Raw genomic sequence first — 16,855 nt, 5'->3', positions numbered from 1 at the left:
GCCCGGAATCTGTGCTGTGGCTACGAAGTATCAATTTAACAGACCTTACCATGGGCAACCCTTTTCAAGGTGTCGATGAGACTTCTGAAACCAGGGTGCCGCAGAATACTTACTGTGACATCAGGTACACATGAAAAGTGCCTGCGCGTGCTGCTGCCGGGACGGTTCCGCGGTTGCAGAGCCGCAGCGCCACTGTTTCATTTCCGGTCAAGTAAGCGTCCCATGTGAAGCTGTCGCCCGGGTCGCCTTCCGCAGTGATCTGCACAGAAACGTTTTGTGCGGGCCGGGTGAGCTTTCGCTGCAGAACCAGGCAGGCACCTGGAGCGACCCTGGACTCGCGACCCGAGATGGCGAACGTGTACCGGGCAGAGCCGGTTTCCTGCCGAGTGGCTGGTTGCGGTCTTGCCACCAGGTCGGTTCCTGTGGCGCCGGACACACATGGGCGTTCGCCGTAAAGCGAGACGCCATACGGCGTGGAGGTGCCGGCATCGATCGGACCTTCCGGCAGAACGAGTTGATGATAGCCGCCTGCGTCCTGCAGGTTGGTGCAGTTGCCGCCGGAGAACGTGGCGTACTTCACGTCTGGTCCAAGCAGATAGCCGGAGCTGCCGGGGAGCAACGTGTTCCAGAAAAAGTTGGTACCGAAAAGAGATGGCGACGCTGCCCGGTCAAACACAAAGCCGTAATGTGCAGGGCTATCCAGCTCAGTGCCGAGCCAGGTGTTGGTGCCGGAGTCGCGAATCTCCAGAGGCATACCGCAACAAGGGTGCGTGTGAACCATCACGTCGCTGGAGGAATTGAGCCACAGGGCCGCGGCATACCCGCTGTCGGGTTGCAGATCGTAGGCGGTGGAATCGGTCCAGTTATCGAGCAGGATGCCGTAGCGAACGGGGTACACGGGGTCATACACCGCAACCCAGGCAGGCCCTTTGCAACCCTGCGCCACTCCTTCTGCGCGTATGGCGGTGATGCGTCCGCGCGCATCGGGACCAGTCTGCCCGCTTGCGTTCTGAATGGTGGCAGCAAGCGGCGGGGTCACAGCACACGGCTCAGAGTGGACGCCATAGCCAATCAGCCAAGCGCGTGTTGCGTGCGAGTAGCCAGTGCCGCCGTCTTCAATCTCAAGTTGCACACTGCCGTTCGAGACGTCGGCGCGAACCCTGGCGCCTGCTCCCTGTGCTGCCCCGGGGGTAGTCTCCAGGTTGGTGAGAAAAGTCTGGAAGGACCAGGCCTCTGCCGGATGCAGGTGGTCGCCAAAGCGGATGCCGTGGTCAGGGCCAGCAGCGCCGCTGCACGTGATGTTGGTAAAGCTTGCGACGTAGACGAGTCCAAGCATGTCCATGCAGGCCTGGGCATTCCCCTGCATCTCGAGGGTGAAATCGTGCATGCGGTAGGTGTTGAGAAGCGCAGGCCGGAGCGTGGGCTGCCAGAGAAATGCCTGGGAGAGTTCACCGACGAGTGTTTCGGGACCATGCGCGCGATGCACCGCGCAGCTGAGAACCAACTGAGCGTCCTGCACGTCGGACCCCGCGATGCTCAAGCCCCCTTGATGATCCGGCGCCTGCGGCAGTACCCAGCCCGCGCCATCGTTGCATACCTCCCACCGTCGCGAGCCCAGGTCGAGGATTGCGCCTTGCCCGTGTGTCGCAACCCAGGATGAGGCTGCTCGAAAGGCTGCATCTGCCTGCGTGATACGCGGAGAGACAGCCCTGTAGTCGCCGACGTGAAAGATGGCGGGGTCGTCCTGCTTGCTGATGGTCTGCGGCATTTGCACGGCAATGCTTTCGCGGGCAAGCATGAGCAAGAACAATCCGGCGCAGAGTTTCAGCAGGGTCGCTGGATAAACCTTGCGTCGCCTCCGCGCGGCTTTCTGGATTACGAGCGCCATGCTCAATATTCTGCAACATTTAAAGTGGGACCCCATTGCCCGGGGTGTTAGATCCGATGGAATGCGGCATTCTGCATCGGCTAAGTCTCGAGCGGTAGAAAGCGCCAGCGCCGGGCGCTCCAGATGTTATGGTGATGCTTCAGTGTGGCCGTTTTTGTAACTCAGATCAGCCAAGAGCAGCAGCAAGACAGCGAAAGGGAACTTCGTGGTTCATCAGAGTCCCCGCATCCTGATAGTGAGTCTCGGCGGAACATTTGGCGGCGTTGAGCACTACCTCACGGGCCTGGCAGGCTTCCTGGAGGACGGAGCGGAGCTCCACGTGCTGACACAGCAACCAGAGTTGCGCCGGAGACTCAAAGCGATGGGCGTGCACGTTCTGCCGATGCCCGAGCTTCCGAAACCGCTTCGGTTTCCCGTCACTGCCCTGCTGCTCCCGCTGATTTTTCTCTACTACGGGATCGACACGCTCCAGTTGAATGGTTACCTCGACACGATTTTTGCTCCCTGGGCGCGTTTGCTTGGCAGACGGGTCATCTGTACCCGGCACGGCACGTTTGATGTCGAGGCTTACCGCTGGTACCGGCAGCCGCACAAGTTTTATCCCAGGTGGCTTTGTCGTGTTTGTTCCAGATTTGCATCGCGCGTGGTGTGTGTTTCTGAAACTGTCAAACAGGATGTGGCGCCCTATCTGCCGGCGCGCATCATCACCGTGATCCGGAACTGGGTGGCCCAGATCCCGCGCATGCACCTGCCCGAACAGGACGGCCGGACGCTGCGCCTGCTCTACGTCGGACGCCTGGAGCGCTACAAGGGCGTCCACCTGATACTGGAAGCGATGAAGCGACTCCACGATGTGGAATTGACGGTGGTGGGTGGCGGACCGGCCCAGGCGGAACTGGAACAGCTTGCTGCCGGCATGCCGGTGCAGTTCGTCGGCTTCCAGGCGGTGCCGGCTCCGTTCTTTCGCGCGGCCGACCTGCTGGTGATGCCGTCGCTTGGCCCGGAAGGTTTGCCATTGAGCCCCCTGGAGGCCATGGCCTACAGCCTGCCGGTTCTGCTCAGTGACCTGCCTGTGCATGCGGAGATCAGCGCAGGGGGAAGCGCCGGTGCGCTTTTCCGGAGTGGCGACGCCGGAGACCTCGGAGAGAAGATCGAGCAGTTGCGCGATCTTTCGACCCGCCAGGCAAGAGCACGACTTGCCCATGCGCTTGTGGAGGAAGAGTTTGGCGCGGAAAAAGCCAGGCAGGCATACCGCCAGCTCTTTGGCGTGAAAGGAACGGCGTGAAGACAGCCCTGATCTTTACAAATAATGTGCTGCCAGCCACGCAGACTTTCATCCAGGCCCAGACCAGCCACCTGGAGCGATACCTACCCAGGCACATCGGGCTCGCGCCCTACTCGCCCTCTCTCCCGGTACATCCCGCTCCTATTCTGCTGACGAAGGACCGATCCGCGCAATCAAGGTTTCGCAAGGAAATTTACAAGCTGACCGGCGTCGCTCCGGCGTTTCACCGCGAGGCGCAGGCGGTTAAAGCATCCGTGCTGCACTCTCACTTCGCGGAAGATGCCGGGCTGGCGCTGCCGCTACAGCGTGCGACTCGCCTGCCGCTGGTGGTTACGCTGCATGGCGGCATCGAGACGCAGCCCGACCAGAAGCTTCGCCGTGAGCTACGCGGCCTGGAATTCCTGGCGCACCGCGCCGAGCTGCAGAAGCGGGCCGCCGTTTTTCTCTGCGTGTCAGACTTTATTCGACGCAAGGCGCTTGCTGGTGGCTTTCCGGCAGCCAAGTGCCGCGTGCATTACATCGGCGTCGACCTGGACTTCTTTGTGCCGTCGGCTGAGCCGCGGGAACGGGACGTGGTTCTTTTTGTCGGGCGCTTTGTTGAAAAGAAGGGAATCGCCTACCTGCTGCGCGCCATGCGCATTGTGCAGACGACTCGTCCGCAGACGCGGCTTGTGCTGCTCGGCGATGGCCCACTGATGGGGTCGCTGCGAGCTCTTCAGCAACAGCTTGGCGTCGAGTGTGAGTTCCACGGGAGCCAGCCTGCTCCCGTGGTGAAGCAGTGGCTGCAGCGCAGCCGGGTGGTTTGCGCGCCCAGCGTAACCGGGCAGGATGGTTTAAGCGAAGGCCTGCCCACCGTGCTGGTCGAGGCGCATGCGGTCGGTACCCCGGTGGTGAGTACCTTTCATGCCGGGATTCCCGAGATTGTGCAAGATGGCCGCACCGGCGTGCTCGTGCCGGAGAAGGATGAGGCCGGGCTGGCCAAAGCGCTCCTCCTGTACCTGGGAGACGACGCGGCGTGGTCCAGCGCCAGCGCCGCGGCTGTGGAGTGGGTTCGCGCATCGTTTGACCTGCGGCGACAGAATGCGGAGCTGGAATCGGTCTACGATGCGGCTTCCGGCACCGGATACCCTGCCATGTAGCCTTCTTTTACGCCCCTCGCATGTGCCAGGCAAAGGGCGGCTGCGTTGCCCCTGTTGGTGAGACGGCAGATCGCCGCACGCGCGACGTCGTACAGCAGGAACATGGCCCAGAGCGCACGCATCTTGTGCTTGCGCATGACGTGACCCATGCCGCGGCCATAGCCCACGGCGCGATCTTCGCCCACATTCCCACTGAGCATGTCCCTGCGTGCGTGGTGCACGAGAAACGCCCTCTTGAAGTAGCCCCGGATGCCTGCATGCATTGCCTGCAAGACGTAGTCCGTGTCTTCTCCGCATGCGAAGGGAGTGCCTGAGTTTGGACCGATGCGCTCGTCAAACCGGATGGCCGCCAGGGCAGGGGTGTTTCGGAAGAAGAGCGTGTGGGTGGCAGACGTACGAAAGACGTTGACCGGCGCGATTTCGCACTCGGCCTGGATCCAGCGATTTCCGCTCGGGATCCCCTCCTTGTCGGTCACACCGGCACCGAGGAATCCATACTGCGGGTGTTGCTCAAAGAACTCGCGGATCTGCTTGAACAGCCCCGGCGAGTACCAGCAATCATCATCTGGAAAGACCAGGATGTCTCCCTTGGCTGCGGCCATGCCCAGGTTGCGCGCCTTGGAGAGCTGGGGGGTTGCGCGAACCACACGGATGTCGAGGCGAGGGCGCCAGACATCCACGACGGCCTGCAAGCGGTCATCCTGATTTTGATCAATGACGATACATTCGACGTCTTCGCCCGTCTGCGCCACGACGCTCTCGAAGAGCTCAGGCAGCGTATGGACTCGATCGTAGGTAGCCAGTATCAGCGAGAATTTAGCCATTTTGGTCCTCATCGTGAAAGTACAGCCAGCAGCGTCCAGTTCAATATACCGAGCGTCCCGTCAGATGCAAGACTGGCAAACGCCGCGCCGTGCCATCCATACCGGGGGATCAGGTACAGATTCAAGCCCACGTTCAGCAGCGCCACAAACACGTCACTGCCTGTGCGGTATCGCTGCAACCCGGAGCCGGTCAGGGCGCTTCCAGCACTCAGGTGCAGGCTGCGGAACATCGGAATAAGGCACAGCCAACGGAGCGCACTGACACTCTCGGCGAAGCCCTTGCCTGCCAGCACAGGGAGCACCGGCGCCAACAGAAACATGCCTGCCGCAAGGACCAGCGCCATCAGGACCGATCGCTTTACAAGGCGCTCTGCATACGTGCGAGCCGCCGCCGGGTTATCGCCGCTGGCAAAAAAGCGCGGAAAAGCAGCAGAAAACAGACTGTAGACCGGCATGGTGCCGATGTCGACGACGCGGTATGCCACCGTGTATATGCCGTTTGCCGCGTCCATGTGGTGATGACTCAGCATGGTCTTATCGACATCGTTGAAGACGGAAGCGGCGGAGCCTGAGAAGGAAAACCCGAAGCCCTCTGTCGCGCGCTGCCGGGCGAGACGCAACGAGAAAGTCGGTCTGCCGAAGGAGCGCTGCACCAGGAACACGGCACTTGCGCTCACAAGGAGTGAAACGATCAACGACGCCGCGGCCCATTGCCGGGCTGTCGCATGATGAAGCGCCAGCAGGAGGGCTCCTGACGCGAGCAGCCGCAGGAAGCTCGTAAGCAGATTCAGGAGAGCGGTGATCTTGAGTTTTTCGTAGGTCTGAAAGACCTGCCCGCAGGCGTAGGCAAGCTGGCGGCAAAAGCACTCGCCGATCGCCACGACTACGATGATCGATGCGCTGCTGCTGCTGACGAAGTGCGACGCGAAGAACTTCAAGCCGAGAATCACAAAGCCGCTCAGCAGAAAGGTCGAAAGGAGGATGTTGCCCCAATAGACCGAGAAGTTCTTACGGTCCGCGGTGACGTAGCGCACAAACAGAGTGCCGGAGCCAAGCGAGCTGAAATTTCCGAGGATTGTGACGAGTGCGATCGCGCCCGCGTAAATCCCGTACTCGACTGTGCCGAGCAGGCGCGCCAGCAGGATGAAGTATGCGGCCTGGAAGACGACATTCAGCCCTTGCCCTGCAAGCATCCATCCTGCATTTCGCGCGAGGGAACTTTGCCTGAGCGTAGTAAGTGGCTGTTGCAGTCGACCGGGCAAGCTTAACTTCATGCGTGCCCCGATGCTATCGGAAAACCGCTGCCCCTCCAAGATTCGACCCCTCTTTGTTGCTTTGGGGGATGTTTGGAGGGGCTGTCCGGTTTGTAACAACGCCTTCAAGTTGCAGCTTTAGTAATGCCAAGTGCAGTACTTCTTGCCCCTTAGATCGACCTGCCAGTGTGCACCATCGCTGGTCGCGGACGGTAGAAGAATGCTGCCGTCTGCGCACGAGAGCTGGGTCGGCATCGCAAGAAGCTGCTTCGACACCTGTGTGACCACATCCCTGTAACGGGGATAGGTCCGCATCGTGAAGCGACCTGCGTTGGCACCGCTCTGCTCAAGCTGAATCGAAAGCATTCCATCTGTGCGGACGACGCCAAAGTCGGCTACTTGTCCTGTGTTCATTCGCGAGTCTGTATTGGGGACAGCCACGGGTGTTGGACTGAAGGTGATTGTTGCACCCGAGTTCGCGACCGTCATGTTGCCGACGATGTAGCGGCCCGTTCCGTCATTGTTGCCGTACAGATTGGCCCGGCCAGTAGTGTCGTACAAGCCAACCCGGACTGAATACACACCGTCTGGCATGGAGGCGGGCAACGTATACTGCTGCACTCCGTCGACGACCCGTTGGCCCACAGTCCAGCTTGTGGAAGGTACAGCAAGCGTGTCACTTGTCGCTGCAACGATGCCGGCGTTGGTCGCTGTTGTGCTGGCGTTCACAAAGTGAATAAACGATTGGTAGCTGTCATTCGGGTCGGGCGTGTATGAGTTCCAGGCAAGCTGAAAGCGGATTGCCCTTGCGCCTGCCTGCGCGAGCACAACCACCTCCGGCGCCGCCAGAGTACCCTCTGAGAGGAGATCTGCCTGGTTCCGGGCGTTCGCGTAGATCGAGTGATCGGTTCGCGCAAGATCAAGCATCATGCCGCCAAGCAGGGCAGAGCCTGCGACAAAGTTACTGCCATAGCCGATCCATCCATACTGGGGCACGGTGATCCCTTGCACGTTCAGCGGCGCTGCCTTGCTGTTCGCGACAAAGGTGTCTCCATTTGCATACTGCACCTGCACGATCGAGAAGTCGTTGGCTTTCGCAGCCGCACTCGCATCGACCCAGGCACCCTGCACGTCATAGCTGATCTTGGTTGCTGTCTGCAGCGCCTCCCGCGCGGCGATGGGTGAGACGAGTCCCTGCTCAAGCAGCGCCCGTGGAACGGAAGACCACAGAGCATCGCTAAGAAACGGCGCGTGTCCGAAAACGATCTCCTGCATGCGATAGGCATCCATTGCGGCCGTGGAGTTCAGTGTGGCACCATTCGCCATCCACCGCTCGTAGAAGCCCATGCCGAAGTTCACCTGTAATGGATGAATGCGGGTGAGATCGAAATCGACGAAGAGTGGCGCCTGCATGCCGTCAGTGATCGGCGTGCTTTCCGAACCAAACTGTGCTTCCACACCGTCGAGCAGCCCGCTCCAGAACCAGTGGTTGTTGCCCTCTCCGAAGATAGGTCCGTTCTCGACCTGGCGCTCATAGGCCCAGAGCGCCGTTGAGGCATCCCGGTAGGTACCGAACATGCCGGCGCCCGGCGCGGAGCCGTCCATGTCGACCCGCCACCAGGGGGTGGCTGACGAGTTGACATCGATGAAGCCGGCAGTGGTCGCGTATGCCTGGTGGATCGTTGGCGATTGCGTTGCCGCATTGGTGACAAACAGGTTGGGCTTGGTGACGAAGGCCTGGACGTTGGTGGTCGGATTGAGCCAGCCTTCGATCTGGGATCCATCTGCCTGTAGCGCGGTGGCGGCCGCTGTATACGCAGGGTAGTTCGGGTAATAGTCGGCGTAGTTCTGGTGTAGCGCAAACAGGCAAGGGGCCTGTCCTGCGGCTGCGCCCACGGTCTTCATGCTGGCGTCGCCGCCCATGGTCGGGTTAGCAGAGTAGTGCGCAGGCAGTTCGTTGTCGTATCCATAACGCTGCCACACGTGCACAATCGCCGCGCAATCAGAGACACCATAGTCCGCGAGTTGCTGCAGAGAGGAGGCTATATCGGCAAACTGGCCATCCTGCACATCAAGAACCAGGCGGCCTGCCATCTGCGACATGTATGGCGAAGCAGGATGTTCCGGATAGGGCAGCACGTTCATGATGTTGGTCGAGACGGCGAACTTCAGCGTCTCCTGCACCTTGTTCATGCTTCCTGTCGTGGTCGCGACATAAGAGGCGGAATTTTCCCAGAAGGTCGTGGCATTGGAAACAAAGGGATCGAGGAAAACATTCACGAACAGGTTGGAAGAATCGACATAGCGGACTGCCTGTGAGTAGTAAGGGATGGATATGTCGCGGCCGCCGAGCGAAGCTGGCCACTGGCTCAAGCCGATCGACGAAATAATGGGAGCATCCGCGGTAATTTTTACAGAGGCAATTGCTCCGTCCAAGAAAGGCGCCAGCGTGACGTGAAGTGTGCCCGCCGGGGAACTGTAGGTGAGAAGCATGGCCGAAGCACCCTGCACACCAGCGGACTGCAGAGTAAGTGCGCCTACAGGAGAGTAAATAAAGCTCGACAGCGGTATCTGGCTGCCAGCGATCGCACCTGCCGAATCTGTCATCTGGAGGGAACCCATGGAGTTTGCAGATCCCGCAGCCGGAGCGCTCCACACGTAAGTGGCTGTCTCTGAGTTAGATGTGTATTTGAGGGTGATGCTTTTTGCTGTCACTGAGACAGTCGATGAAGCCGGCGCAGTTTGAGCTTCAGCGGGCAGATTACAAAGCGCGGCACTTACCACAGCTAGGCAGAAAATACCCGCACCTGCAAGGGCGCGATGGGTTCGGCTGGTTTTTTTCAACTTGTTCCTCATTCCGGTTAGTTAGCCTGCGCCATGCGCATAGGGCTCATCGGACGATGGACGGCTGATACGAGTCTTGAACCCGCACGAAACGCGGGCAAGCGTTTGCGGCCGCTGAGGAACGCCGGGGTAACTACAATCCCGAGCACTTACACTTGTGTGTTAGCTGTTGAGCGTAAGATCGCAGATAAGCGCAGCAGAAAGGGTGGCTAACTACACAGCCGAAGGCTGCACCGAGTTACCAAGATCACGAGACACAAGATTGCTATATGCCACGGCTGAGTGCACAAAACCAGGAAGGGGTTATGCGACAGTTGGGCGACGCCGCTTTTGCCGGGCACGGGGTTTCGTTCGCATCTAAAAGGGTCAAGGGCTCTCAGGCTGGCATTTGCCGGCTTCGAGATTTGACAACAGCGCGGTGACGAGCCAAACGCTGTTGAGCGACACTTCTGTAATTTCCAACTGCGCTTATCACGGCTGCGACACATACTGGCTCGACTGAAGAAATACAGGCAAGGGTGTCGCGAGCGGGAGGGATCCCGTTGGAAATGCGGATTGATCGTGTCAGCGCCAGTTCACTGGTGGTGCGCTGGGTTGCATTGCGCGCGAGTGGCGGTGTTTCTCGAACGGGCAGGCACTGCCTGCCGTGATCGACAGATACAGAAAAGCCGGCAGCTTGTGGCGCTGCCGGCTGGAGTCTCAGGATCCGGTACAGGGTTAGTGGCCGATGACCTCCACGACCTGCTTGTCGGGGGCGGTCCAGGCGGCAGGGCCCTCGTGCTGGAGGGTGTGCTTTGCGTCGTTCCAGTGGAGCCGGGTTGTGGAGCTGGCGGCGTTGTTGCCTGCCTCGTAGCGATAGGTCGTGCCGTCGTCGGTGTAGAGGGTGAAGGTGGAGTCGGCGCCGGGGTAGACGCGGACGGATGCAATGGACTGGGACTGGTGGGTGCTGAGGATCGGGGAGCCGAGCGGAACGATGGAGCCGGCCTTGACGAAGAGCGGCAGCGTGTCGATGGGGGCGTTGACGGTGATGGTCTGGCCGCCGGGGGTGCGTTCGTTGGTCCAGTAGTTGTACCAGTCGGTACCGGCAGGCAGGTAGACCTTGCGACTGGTCGCACCCTGCTCGGTGACAGGGGCGACCAGGAAAGCGGGACCAAACATGTACTCGTCGGGGATGTCGGCGACGTTGGGATCGTCGGGGAAGTCCATGAAGAGCGCGCGGGTGTAGGGCGCGCCGGTCTGGTAGCTCGCGTAAGCGAGTGAGTAGGTGTAGGGCAGGAGCTGATAGCGGAGCTTCAGGTACTTGGAGAGGATGGGCTCGGCCTGCCTGCCGTAGGACCACACCTCGTTGTGGTCGCGCTCGCCGTGGGCGCGCATGATGGGCTGGAAGGCGCCCCACTCGAACCAGCGGACGAAGAGTTCGGGGTAGTCCTCGTAGTTGCCGATGGTGCCGCGCACGTCAGAGCCGTCGATGAGCGGGCGGTGCGATGCGTGGTAGTCGGCAGGGACGGTGGGGGAGAAGAAGCCGGCGATGTCGGTGTCCCAGTAGGGCATGCCGGTGGCGGTGAAGTTGAGGCCGGTGGGGATGGAGCGCTTGAGCATGTCCCAGGTGGAGACAATGTCGGAGGACCAGAAGATGGTGCCGTTGCGCTGGGCGCCCAAGTAGGCGGCGCGGGCCAGGATCATAACGCGGCGGCTGTCGCCGAAGTCGCGGCGGAAACCTTCGTAGACGGACGCGGTGTGGAAGAGCGGGTAGACGTTGTAGAAGCGGTCGCCAGAGCCGACGGAGAAGACGTCGCCAGAGGGATCGATGTCGGGCTCGGTTTCGTCGAGCCAGAGGTAGTCGAAGTGGTCGGGCTTGATGTAGCGGTCGCGAATCTGCTCCCACCACCACTTCGCGGCATCGGGGTTGGTGGTGTCGATATTGGGGCCGATGGCGTCTTTGAAGCCGCCGAAATCTGGCGTGCCGTCGGGCTTGTGGATGAGCCAGCCCTTGCTGCGCAGCATGTCGTAATAGCGGGTGCCGGGGGCGAAGTGGGGCCAGACGCTGAGCAGGGTGTCGACGCCCATGGAGTGGAGCTGGTCGTTCATGCCGGCGGGATCGGGCCAGCGAGCGGGGTCAAGATCGAGCTCACCCTGGCGGGTCATGTTGAGGAAGTCGACGACCAGGACGTCGAGGGGAAGGTTGCGATCGCGATAGCCCTTGGCGACGGCGAGGGCCTGCTCCTGCGTGGGGTAGATGGCCTTGCTCTGGATGTAGCCGTAGGTGCCTTTGGGCAGGAGGTGGGTGGTGCCGGTTAGCTGGCGGTAGCCCTGGTAGACGGAGTCCATGGTGTTGGTAGCCGAGTTGGTACCGGCCGCGGCATCACCGGCGATGACGAAGAAGGAGACCCGGTCGCCGATCTCGGAGGACCAGGTGTTGAGCTGGTTGAAGCCGAGGTTGATGGTTGTTTTTGAGGGGTTATCCCAGACAAAGCCGTAGCCGCGGGAGGAGACCATGAAGGGAACGCAGACGCTCTGGCCGCCGGGGGCGACGTAGTCGTGCCAGCAGCGGATCTGATGGTCGCGCAGGTCCAGGAAGCCTCCCTGCTGCTGGCCGAGACCGTAGTAGTGCTCGCCTGCGGGCGCGTCAAAGGTTGCGGCGACGCGGTCGCCTTCGTCGGTGGTGTGGTTGGCGTGGTTGGCGTGTGTGGCGGCCGGGTCGGGCTTGTTGGGGGTCATCGACCAGGTGCGCATGGTGAGCAGCGACTTGCCGGCCGGGGTGGCGACCGAAAGGACGTCATCCGCATGACGATTGCCGGAGCCGCCTCCGCCGCCGAAGTAGTGTTCGCGCAACTGGTTGTTGAGGTCGTCGAGCGGCATGCGTTTGGGTTCGAGTGCCGGGGAAGGGTGCTCGGGGGATAGCTGGACGACGAGCTGGGCGGAACGGAAGACCTCGTTGCCGGCAGCGTCGGTGGTGTGGGTCCAACCGGTCATGGATGGTGCGCCCACGATGCCGTAACCGGGAGGCGTGGCTGCCATGCTCTTTTGCCTGGAAAGTGTGACGCGAATGATGTTGGGGGCGTAGGGCTCGAGGACGATGGTGCGCCGGTCGCGATCGAGAGTGAACTGTGTAGCCTGCGCGAGCAGGTGGAGCGGGGCCGCGGCGGCGAGTACGAAGAGGAGCAGCGGGATGGCGCGGGAGAGTGCCGGTGCGTTGCTGCCGGACTGGTGAAACAGTCGCAGCGCGGTGAAGAAAGGCTGGCTCTTGGATCGCAGTGGCATGCACGCTCTCGATGGCGAGATTGGTTCGGTGCGGGCGCGGGAGCGGCTCGCGGAACGCCACGAATTGTAGGGGCAGGGTGTTTGGGGTGTCAAAGCAGGCGAGGCGCGGGCACGCTGGCTGGTCGGCGTGCGCAACTGGCGTCGTCACTGTTGCAAATTGGCGCGGGCGCGACGGAAAACAGTGGGCCCCCTGAGGGGTGGGCAGGTGGCCCGAGGGCGCCCGATGATTGGCGCTAGAGCGAGGCGCCCTCGCGACGCTCACGCTGCGCCGTGGCGTTGTCCCAGTCGGTCAAGGCGACGACGGTGGCTTCGGCGATCGAGTTGAGCTGGAAGACGCGGGCGGCCCGGGTCTCAGCGAAGCCGAAAAGCACGGGGATGAGCCAGGAGCCTGCGGCGAAAGCCGTGTCCATGGTGCCGTGGGTTTCGAAGGGAATGAGGGGTTGCGCGCCCAACTCATAGTCGGTGAGGAGCGACTGCGCGAGGATGAAGCCGCCGGTGGTGAAAGCAGCAGCAGCGGCACGCTTGTTGGTGCGGCGGCAGAGCAGGCCGACCGTGCAGAAGAAGGCGACGTGCGCGTAGTCGATGATGCCATGGGCGAACGGGCTGATGACCCGGGGGAGTGGGGAGGATGTGGCCCTGGCAGCGCGAGCGGTGGACGCGGGCATGATGAGGTCCTTCTGAAAATGGAGGTGCTGATGGTGGGATGCCGGGAGGTGCCGGGGTGCGTGCCTTGCTAGGGCAGGTCGGCGGTGCTGATCTGGGGCTCGGGGACGGTGTCGGCGGGAATGAACAGGGAGAACACGGTACCGGATGGTCCAGGGGCATTGGCGAGGCGAGTGGTGGAGCGGACCTGCAGTCGACCGCCGTGTTTCTCCACAATGCCGAGCGAGATCCAGAGGCCTAGTCCGTTGCCGTTGTTGCCCTTGGTTGTGTAGAAGGCTTCGAAGATACGGGCGAGCACGTCAGGGGGCATGCCGTGACCGGTGTCGGCCACCGTGATCCGGATGCCGGGCGTGCCGGTGCGCCAAAGGCGGGCGCGGCTGGTGCGCAGCAGGAGGCGGCCACCGGTGCGCATGGAGTCGATGGCGTTGCCGATGAGGTTGTTGAGAACCTGGCGGAGATCGCTCTCATAGCAGAGCACGGGAGTGGCACCGCGCTGCTGCCGGATGAGCTCGATGTGGGAGTTGGCCAGACGCCCGGTGTAAAGAAAGATGGCCGAGTCGACCAGCACGTCAGGAAGAGCGCAGCGCGGGCGGGTGGACTGCCGGTGGAATTGCAGGGTCTGGGTGACGATCTGGGAGACGCGGGCGAGCTCCTGATCGGCCTGCTGGAGGCGCTCGCGGACCAGGTCAAGGTTGTGCCCGGGCTGAGCCAAGCTGTGCTGGGCGATGTAGAGCAGGTTGGTGATGGCCTCGAGTGGGTTGTTGATTTCGTGGGAAATGGACGCGGCCAGGCGGCCGACGGCAGCGATTTTCTCGCTCTGGATGAGGGCGGCTTCGGCCTGCTTCTTGGTGGTGAGGTCGGTGAGGAAGACGGCGATCTGGGCAGAGGCTTCGGAGCTGCCATCGGCAGCTTCAAGGGCAATGCCGGAGATCTGCGAAGCGTCGGCCGAGGTGGGGATGACGGTGGCGCCGAGAAGCAGGGGGATGAGGTGGCCGTCGCGGGCGCGGTATTCCTTCTCGTAGGGCTGGGCGACGCCGGTGGCCTCGAGCTGCTCGATGGCGTGCTGGTCGAGGTCAGCGTAGCCGGCAGGCGTGAGATCGCTCCAGCGGACCTGGCCATTCTCGACATCGGAGCGGCTGTAGCCGAGCAGGCTGAGCAGCGTGGGGTTCATGTAGGAGATGCCGCCGTGCATGTCGCCGATGAGGACGCCGACGCTGCTGTTGTCGATCAGGGTGCGGAAGCGGGACTCGGAGCGGCGCAGGGCGGCTTCGGAGCGCTTCTGCTGGTCGATGTCAGAGATGGCGACGACCGCGCCGGTGACAGTGCTGTTGCTGTGGAGGATGGGTGCGGCGGCGAGGCGCACCCAGGCACGGGTGCCATCCCCGCGCTGGTAGAGGTAGTCTTCGGGCGGCAGGGCGTGGCCGGACTTGAGCACGCGGGCGAGTGGATATTCCTCGCCACGCACGCGACGGCCGTCGGGATGAAACGCGATCCAGTCCTCATGTGCCTCGATGCTTTCCGAAGCGATGACGGGATGGCGGAAGATGGCTTCGACGGAGCGATTGCCCAGAATGATCCGGCCGTGCTCATCGCAGAGCACGATGCCCACGGGGAGGTTGTCCAGAATGGCCTGCAGGGTCTCGCGTTCGCGGGCGAGCTCGGAAAGAGCGCTGTCGCGCTCGAGCAGGGCGTCGCGGACCTCATACTGGCGCTTGCGGGCGCGCACCGCAGCCTGCACGCTGCTGATGAGGTTGGCGGTGCGGATGGGGCGCTCGAGCAGCACGGGGGAGGTAGCGGCCAGCAGGGACTGGATGGACTGGGGGAGCGACACTTCGCGACCGGGCCGCGTGAGGATGAGCAGGGGCGGGTCAGACCAGGCGGGCTGGATAGCGATGAGTTCGGCGAGCTGCCGGGCGAAGGCGGGCGTGAGGGCCTCCTCGGCAATGAGCAGGGGACCGACGGGATCGGGGCCAAGGGATGCAAGCAGCGCAGGCAGATCCGAACATGCTTCAGCATGCAGACTGCCCTGCCGGAGCAGCTTCACGATAAGTTCTGCGTCGCGACCCGTGGGCGCAAACACGCGTACAGCCAGGCACATGAGGAAGCGTCCTTAAGGGAGTGCAGAGTGGTCCGTGGGGACGGGCTTACTTCTGATGCTCCTGCAGGTTTGGGATGCCGGAAAGCACGCCGCGGAAGCCGCTGAGCGGTTCGCCTACCTCGATGCCATTTGGACCGGAGCTGAATTCACGCAGCGAGCGCTCATGCTGGCCGACGCGTTGTTTGAGCACGGAGACGACGCGGCGGATCTGGCCGCTGGCCTCGAAGTAGCGGAGCAGCACCACAGTATCGGCGAGGTAGGAGACATCCACGTCGGTGTGCATGCTGCCGACCAGCCCGTGCTGGGTCATGGTGATGAAGGTGATAAGGCCCTTCTGATTGAGATAGGCGAACAGCTCGTGCAGGTGGAGGGTGAGATCGCGCTCGCCGGGCATGGCGTTGAGATAGCCGTTGAGGCTGTCGATGACGACCACGCGGGTATCGAACTGTTCGACGTCACGGCGGATGCGCCAAGCGAGCTCGCCGGGGAAAGATCGGCGGGGTCGACCTGGAAGATCGCCAAGGTGCCGCGATCGATCTCCTGCTGCACGTTCATGCCCAGGGCATGGGCGCGATCGATGGCGATCCGGACGCCTTCGTCGAAGGCGTAGACGATGGAGCGCTCACCACGTTGAGCGGCAGCAAACGCGTACTGCATACAAATAGAGGACTTGCCGCAGCCGGTGGGGCCTACGACCAGAGCCGAGGAGCCGCGAAGGATGCCGCCGCCGAACATGGAGTCGAGGGTGGGGAGTCCGCTGGAAAGTTTATCGGGCGGGAAGGCGGCTTCATGTTCGGAGGCAACAAGGCGGGGATAGATGCAGAGGCCGCCGCGAATGATGGTGTAGTCGTGGAAGCCCTCGCGGTAGGCGGAGCCACGGAGCTTGATGATCTCGGCATGGCGGCGGGTGGCTCCGTAGGAGCGCTGCACCTTTTCGAGATGAATGACGCCGTGGGCGATGCTTTGAAGCTGGCGATCGGAGCCTTCGGCCGAGCGGTCGTCAAGCAGGAGCACGGTGGTGTCGCGACCGGCAAAGAACTGCTTGAGCGCGAGGAGCTGCCGGCGGTACCGCATCATGTCGGAGGCGAGCAGGCGCAACTCGGAGAGCGAGTCAATGGCGAGGCGCTGTGGCCGGCGCTCATCGATCAGCAGTGTGAGCTTGCGGACAGTCTCGGCGAGTTCGACTTCGCTGGGGTGAAACACGGTGTACTGCTGCTCGGGCGAAAGGCTGGCTTCGGCGGGGACGAACTCGGCGATCGGCAGATGCGCGAGGTCCCAACCATGCGAGCGGGCCGAGGCCTGGAGCTCAGACCTGGGCTCGGAGAGCGTGATGTAGAGCGCCGACTCGCCGTTACGGACGCCTTCCATGATGAATTGCATGGCAAGCGTGGTCTTGCCGGTACCCGGGTCGCCTTCGATGAGGTACATCTGGCCGGAGGGAAGGCCACCGAAAAGAACGTCATCAAGGCCGGGAACGCCGGTGGAGATGCGCGCGGGTTCAAACGGCTGCGCAGGTGCGGTGCTGGGAGAGGACGCCATGAATTCCATGTTCTCACTGTGAGGTCGGAACATGGTGATGCGATGAAATTTGCAGGGTGGC

Annotated in this window: 10 protein-coding genes and 1 pseudogene; 2 read left to right on the top strand and 9 right to left on the bottom strand. The window is 62.3% G+C overall.

Annotated features, from left to right (window positions below):
- Window positions 1-109 precede the first annotated feature (109 nt).
- Entirely contained in the window at window positions 110-1,888 is a 1,779-nt protein-coding gene (locus tag D1Y84_RS07885; protein ID WP_124848026.1) for a hypothetical protein, read from the bottom strand.
- 205 nt (window positions 1,889-2,093) lie between these two features.
- On the opposite strand from D1Y84_RS07885, the gene D1Y84_RS07880 reads away from it, so the two are divergent.
- The gene (locus D1Y84_RS07880; protein WP_124848025.1) at window positions 2,094-3,173 is read left to right on the top strand and encodes a glycosyltransferase family 4 protein; all 1,080 of its coding nucleotides are present in this window, start codon (window positions 2,094-2,096) and stop codon (window positions 3,171-3,173) included.
- Complete coding sequence (locus D1Y84_RS07875) at window positions 3,170-4,312, top strand: glycosyltransferase (RefSeq protein WP_124848024.1); 1,143 nt, start codon at window positions 3,170-3,172, stop codon at window positions 4,310-4,312. Before D1Y84_RS07880 ends, D1Y84_RS07875 begins: the two co-directional genes overlap by 4 nt.
- Here the strand turns inward: D1Y84_RS07875 and D1Y84_RS07870 are convergent.
- From D1Y84_RS07870 to D1Y84_RS07840, 8 genes and pseudogenes are all read right to left on the bottom strand, one after another.
- Complete coding sequence (locus D1Y84_RS07870) at window positions 4,273-5,136, bottom strand: glycosyltransferase family 2 protein (RefSeq protein ID WP_158615377.1); 864 nt, start codon at window positions 5,134-5,136, stop codon at window positions 4,273-4,275. The genes D1Y84_RS07875 and D1Y84_RS07870 overlap by 40 nt on opposite strands.
- Window positions 5,137-5,144: 8 nt before the next feature.
- Complete coding sequence (locus D1Y84_RS07865) at window positions 5,145-6,410, bottom strand: flippase (RefSeq protein WP_124848022.1); 1,266 nt, start codon at window positions 6,408-6,410, stop codon at window positions 5,145-5,147.
- A gap of 117 nt (window positions 6,411-6,527) precedes the next feature.
- The gene (locus D1Y84_RS07860; RefSeq protein WP_124848021.1) at window positions 6,528-9,011 is read right to left on the bottom strand and encodes a hypothetical protein; all 2,484 of its coding nucleotides are present in this window, start codon (window positions 9,009-9,011) and stop codon (window positions 6,528-6,530) included.
- A 939-nt stretch (window positions 9,012-9,950) separates the two neighbouring features.
- Entirely contained in the window at window positions 9,951-12,494 is a 2,544-nt protein-coding gene (locus D1Y84_RS07855; RefSeq protein WP_124848020.1) for a TIM-barrel domain-containing protein, read from the bottom strand.
- Between the two features lie 233 nt (window positions 12,495-12,727).
- A complete protein-coding gene (locus D1Y84_RS07850; RefSeq protein ID WP_124848019.1) occupies window positions 12,728-13,159 on the bottom strand; it encodes a hypothetical protein in 432 nt (143 codons plus the stop codon).
- A 68-nt stretch (window positions 13,160-13,227) separates the two neighbouring features.
- Complete coding sequence (locus tag D1Y84_RS07845) at window positions 13,228-15,255, bottom strand: PAS domain S-box protein (RefSeq protein ID WP_124848018.1); 2,028 nt, start codon at window positions 15,253-15,255, stop codon at window positions 13,228-13,230.
- Between the two features lie 46 nt (window positions 15,256-15,301).
- Window positions 15,302-15,688, bottom strand: a complete 387-nt coding sequence (locus D1Y84_RS18655) for an ATPase domain-containing protein (RefSeq protein WP_255424340.1) — start codon at window positions 15,686-15,688, stop codon at window positions 15,302-15,304.
- 131 nt (window positions 15,689-15,819) lie between these two features.
- Window positions 15,820-16,683, bottom strand: a pseudogene (locus tag D1Y84_RS07840) (ATPase domain-containing protein); the annotation flags it as partial.
- Window positions 16,684-16,855: the final 172 nt, after the last annotated feature.

This window comes from Acidipila sp. EB88 (assembly GCF_003858395.1).
Taxonomy (GTDB): Bacteria; Acidobacteriota; Terriglobia; order Terriglobales; family Acidobacteriaceae; genus EB88.
Note: the sequence above shows the minus strand (reverse complement) of the source record. Positions and strands in the feature narration are given on the sequence as shown.

Excerpts from the sequence above, each read along its gene's own strand:
- D1Y84_RS07845 (WP_124848018.1), bottom strand. The coding sequence starts at position 15,255 with ATGTGCCTGGCTGTACGCGTGTTTGCGCCCACGGGTCGCGACGCAGAA.
- D1Y84_RS07855 (WP_124848020.1), bottom strand. The coding sequence starts at position 12,494 with ATGCCACTGCGATCCAAGAGCCAGCCTTTCTTCACCGCGCTGCGACTG.
- D1Y84_RS07865 (WP_124848022.1), bottom strand. The coding sequence starts at position 6,410 with ATGAAGTTAAGCTTGCCCGGTCGACTGCAACAGCCACTTACTACGCTC.
- D1Y84_RS07885 (WP_124848026.1), bottom strand. The coding sequence starts at position 1,888 with ATGGCGCTCGTAATCCAGAAAGCCGCGCGGAGGCGACGCAAGGTTTAT.
- D1Y84_RS07860 (WP_124848021.1), bottom strand. The coding sequence starts at position 9,011 with ATGGGTTCCCTCCAGATGACAGATTCGGCAGGTGCGATCGCTGGCAGC.
- D1Y84_RS07870 (WP_158615377.1), bottom strand. The coding sequence starts at position 5,136 with ATGGCTAAATTCTCGCTGATACTGGCTACCTACGATCGAGTCCATACG.
- D1Y84_RS07850 (WP_124848019.1), bottom strand. The coding sequence starts at position 13,159 with ATGCCCGCGTCCACCGCTCGCGCTGCCAGGGCCACATCCTCCCCACTC.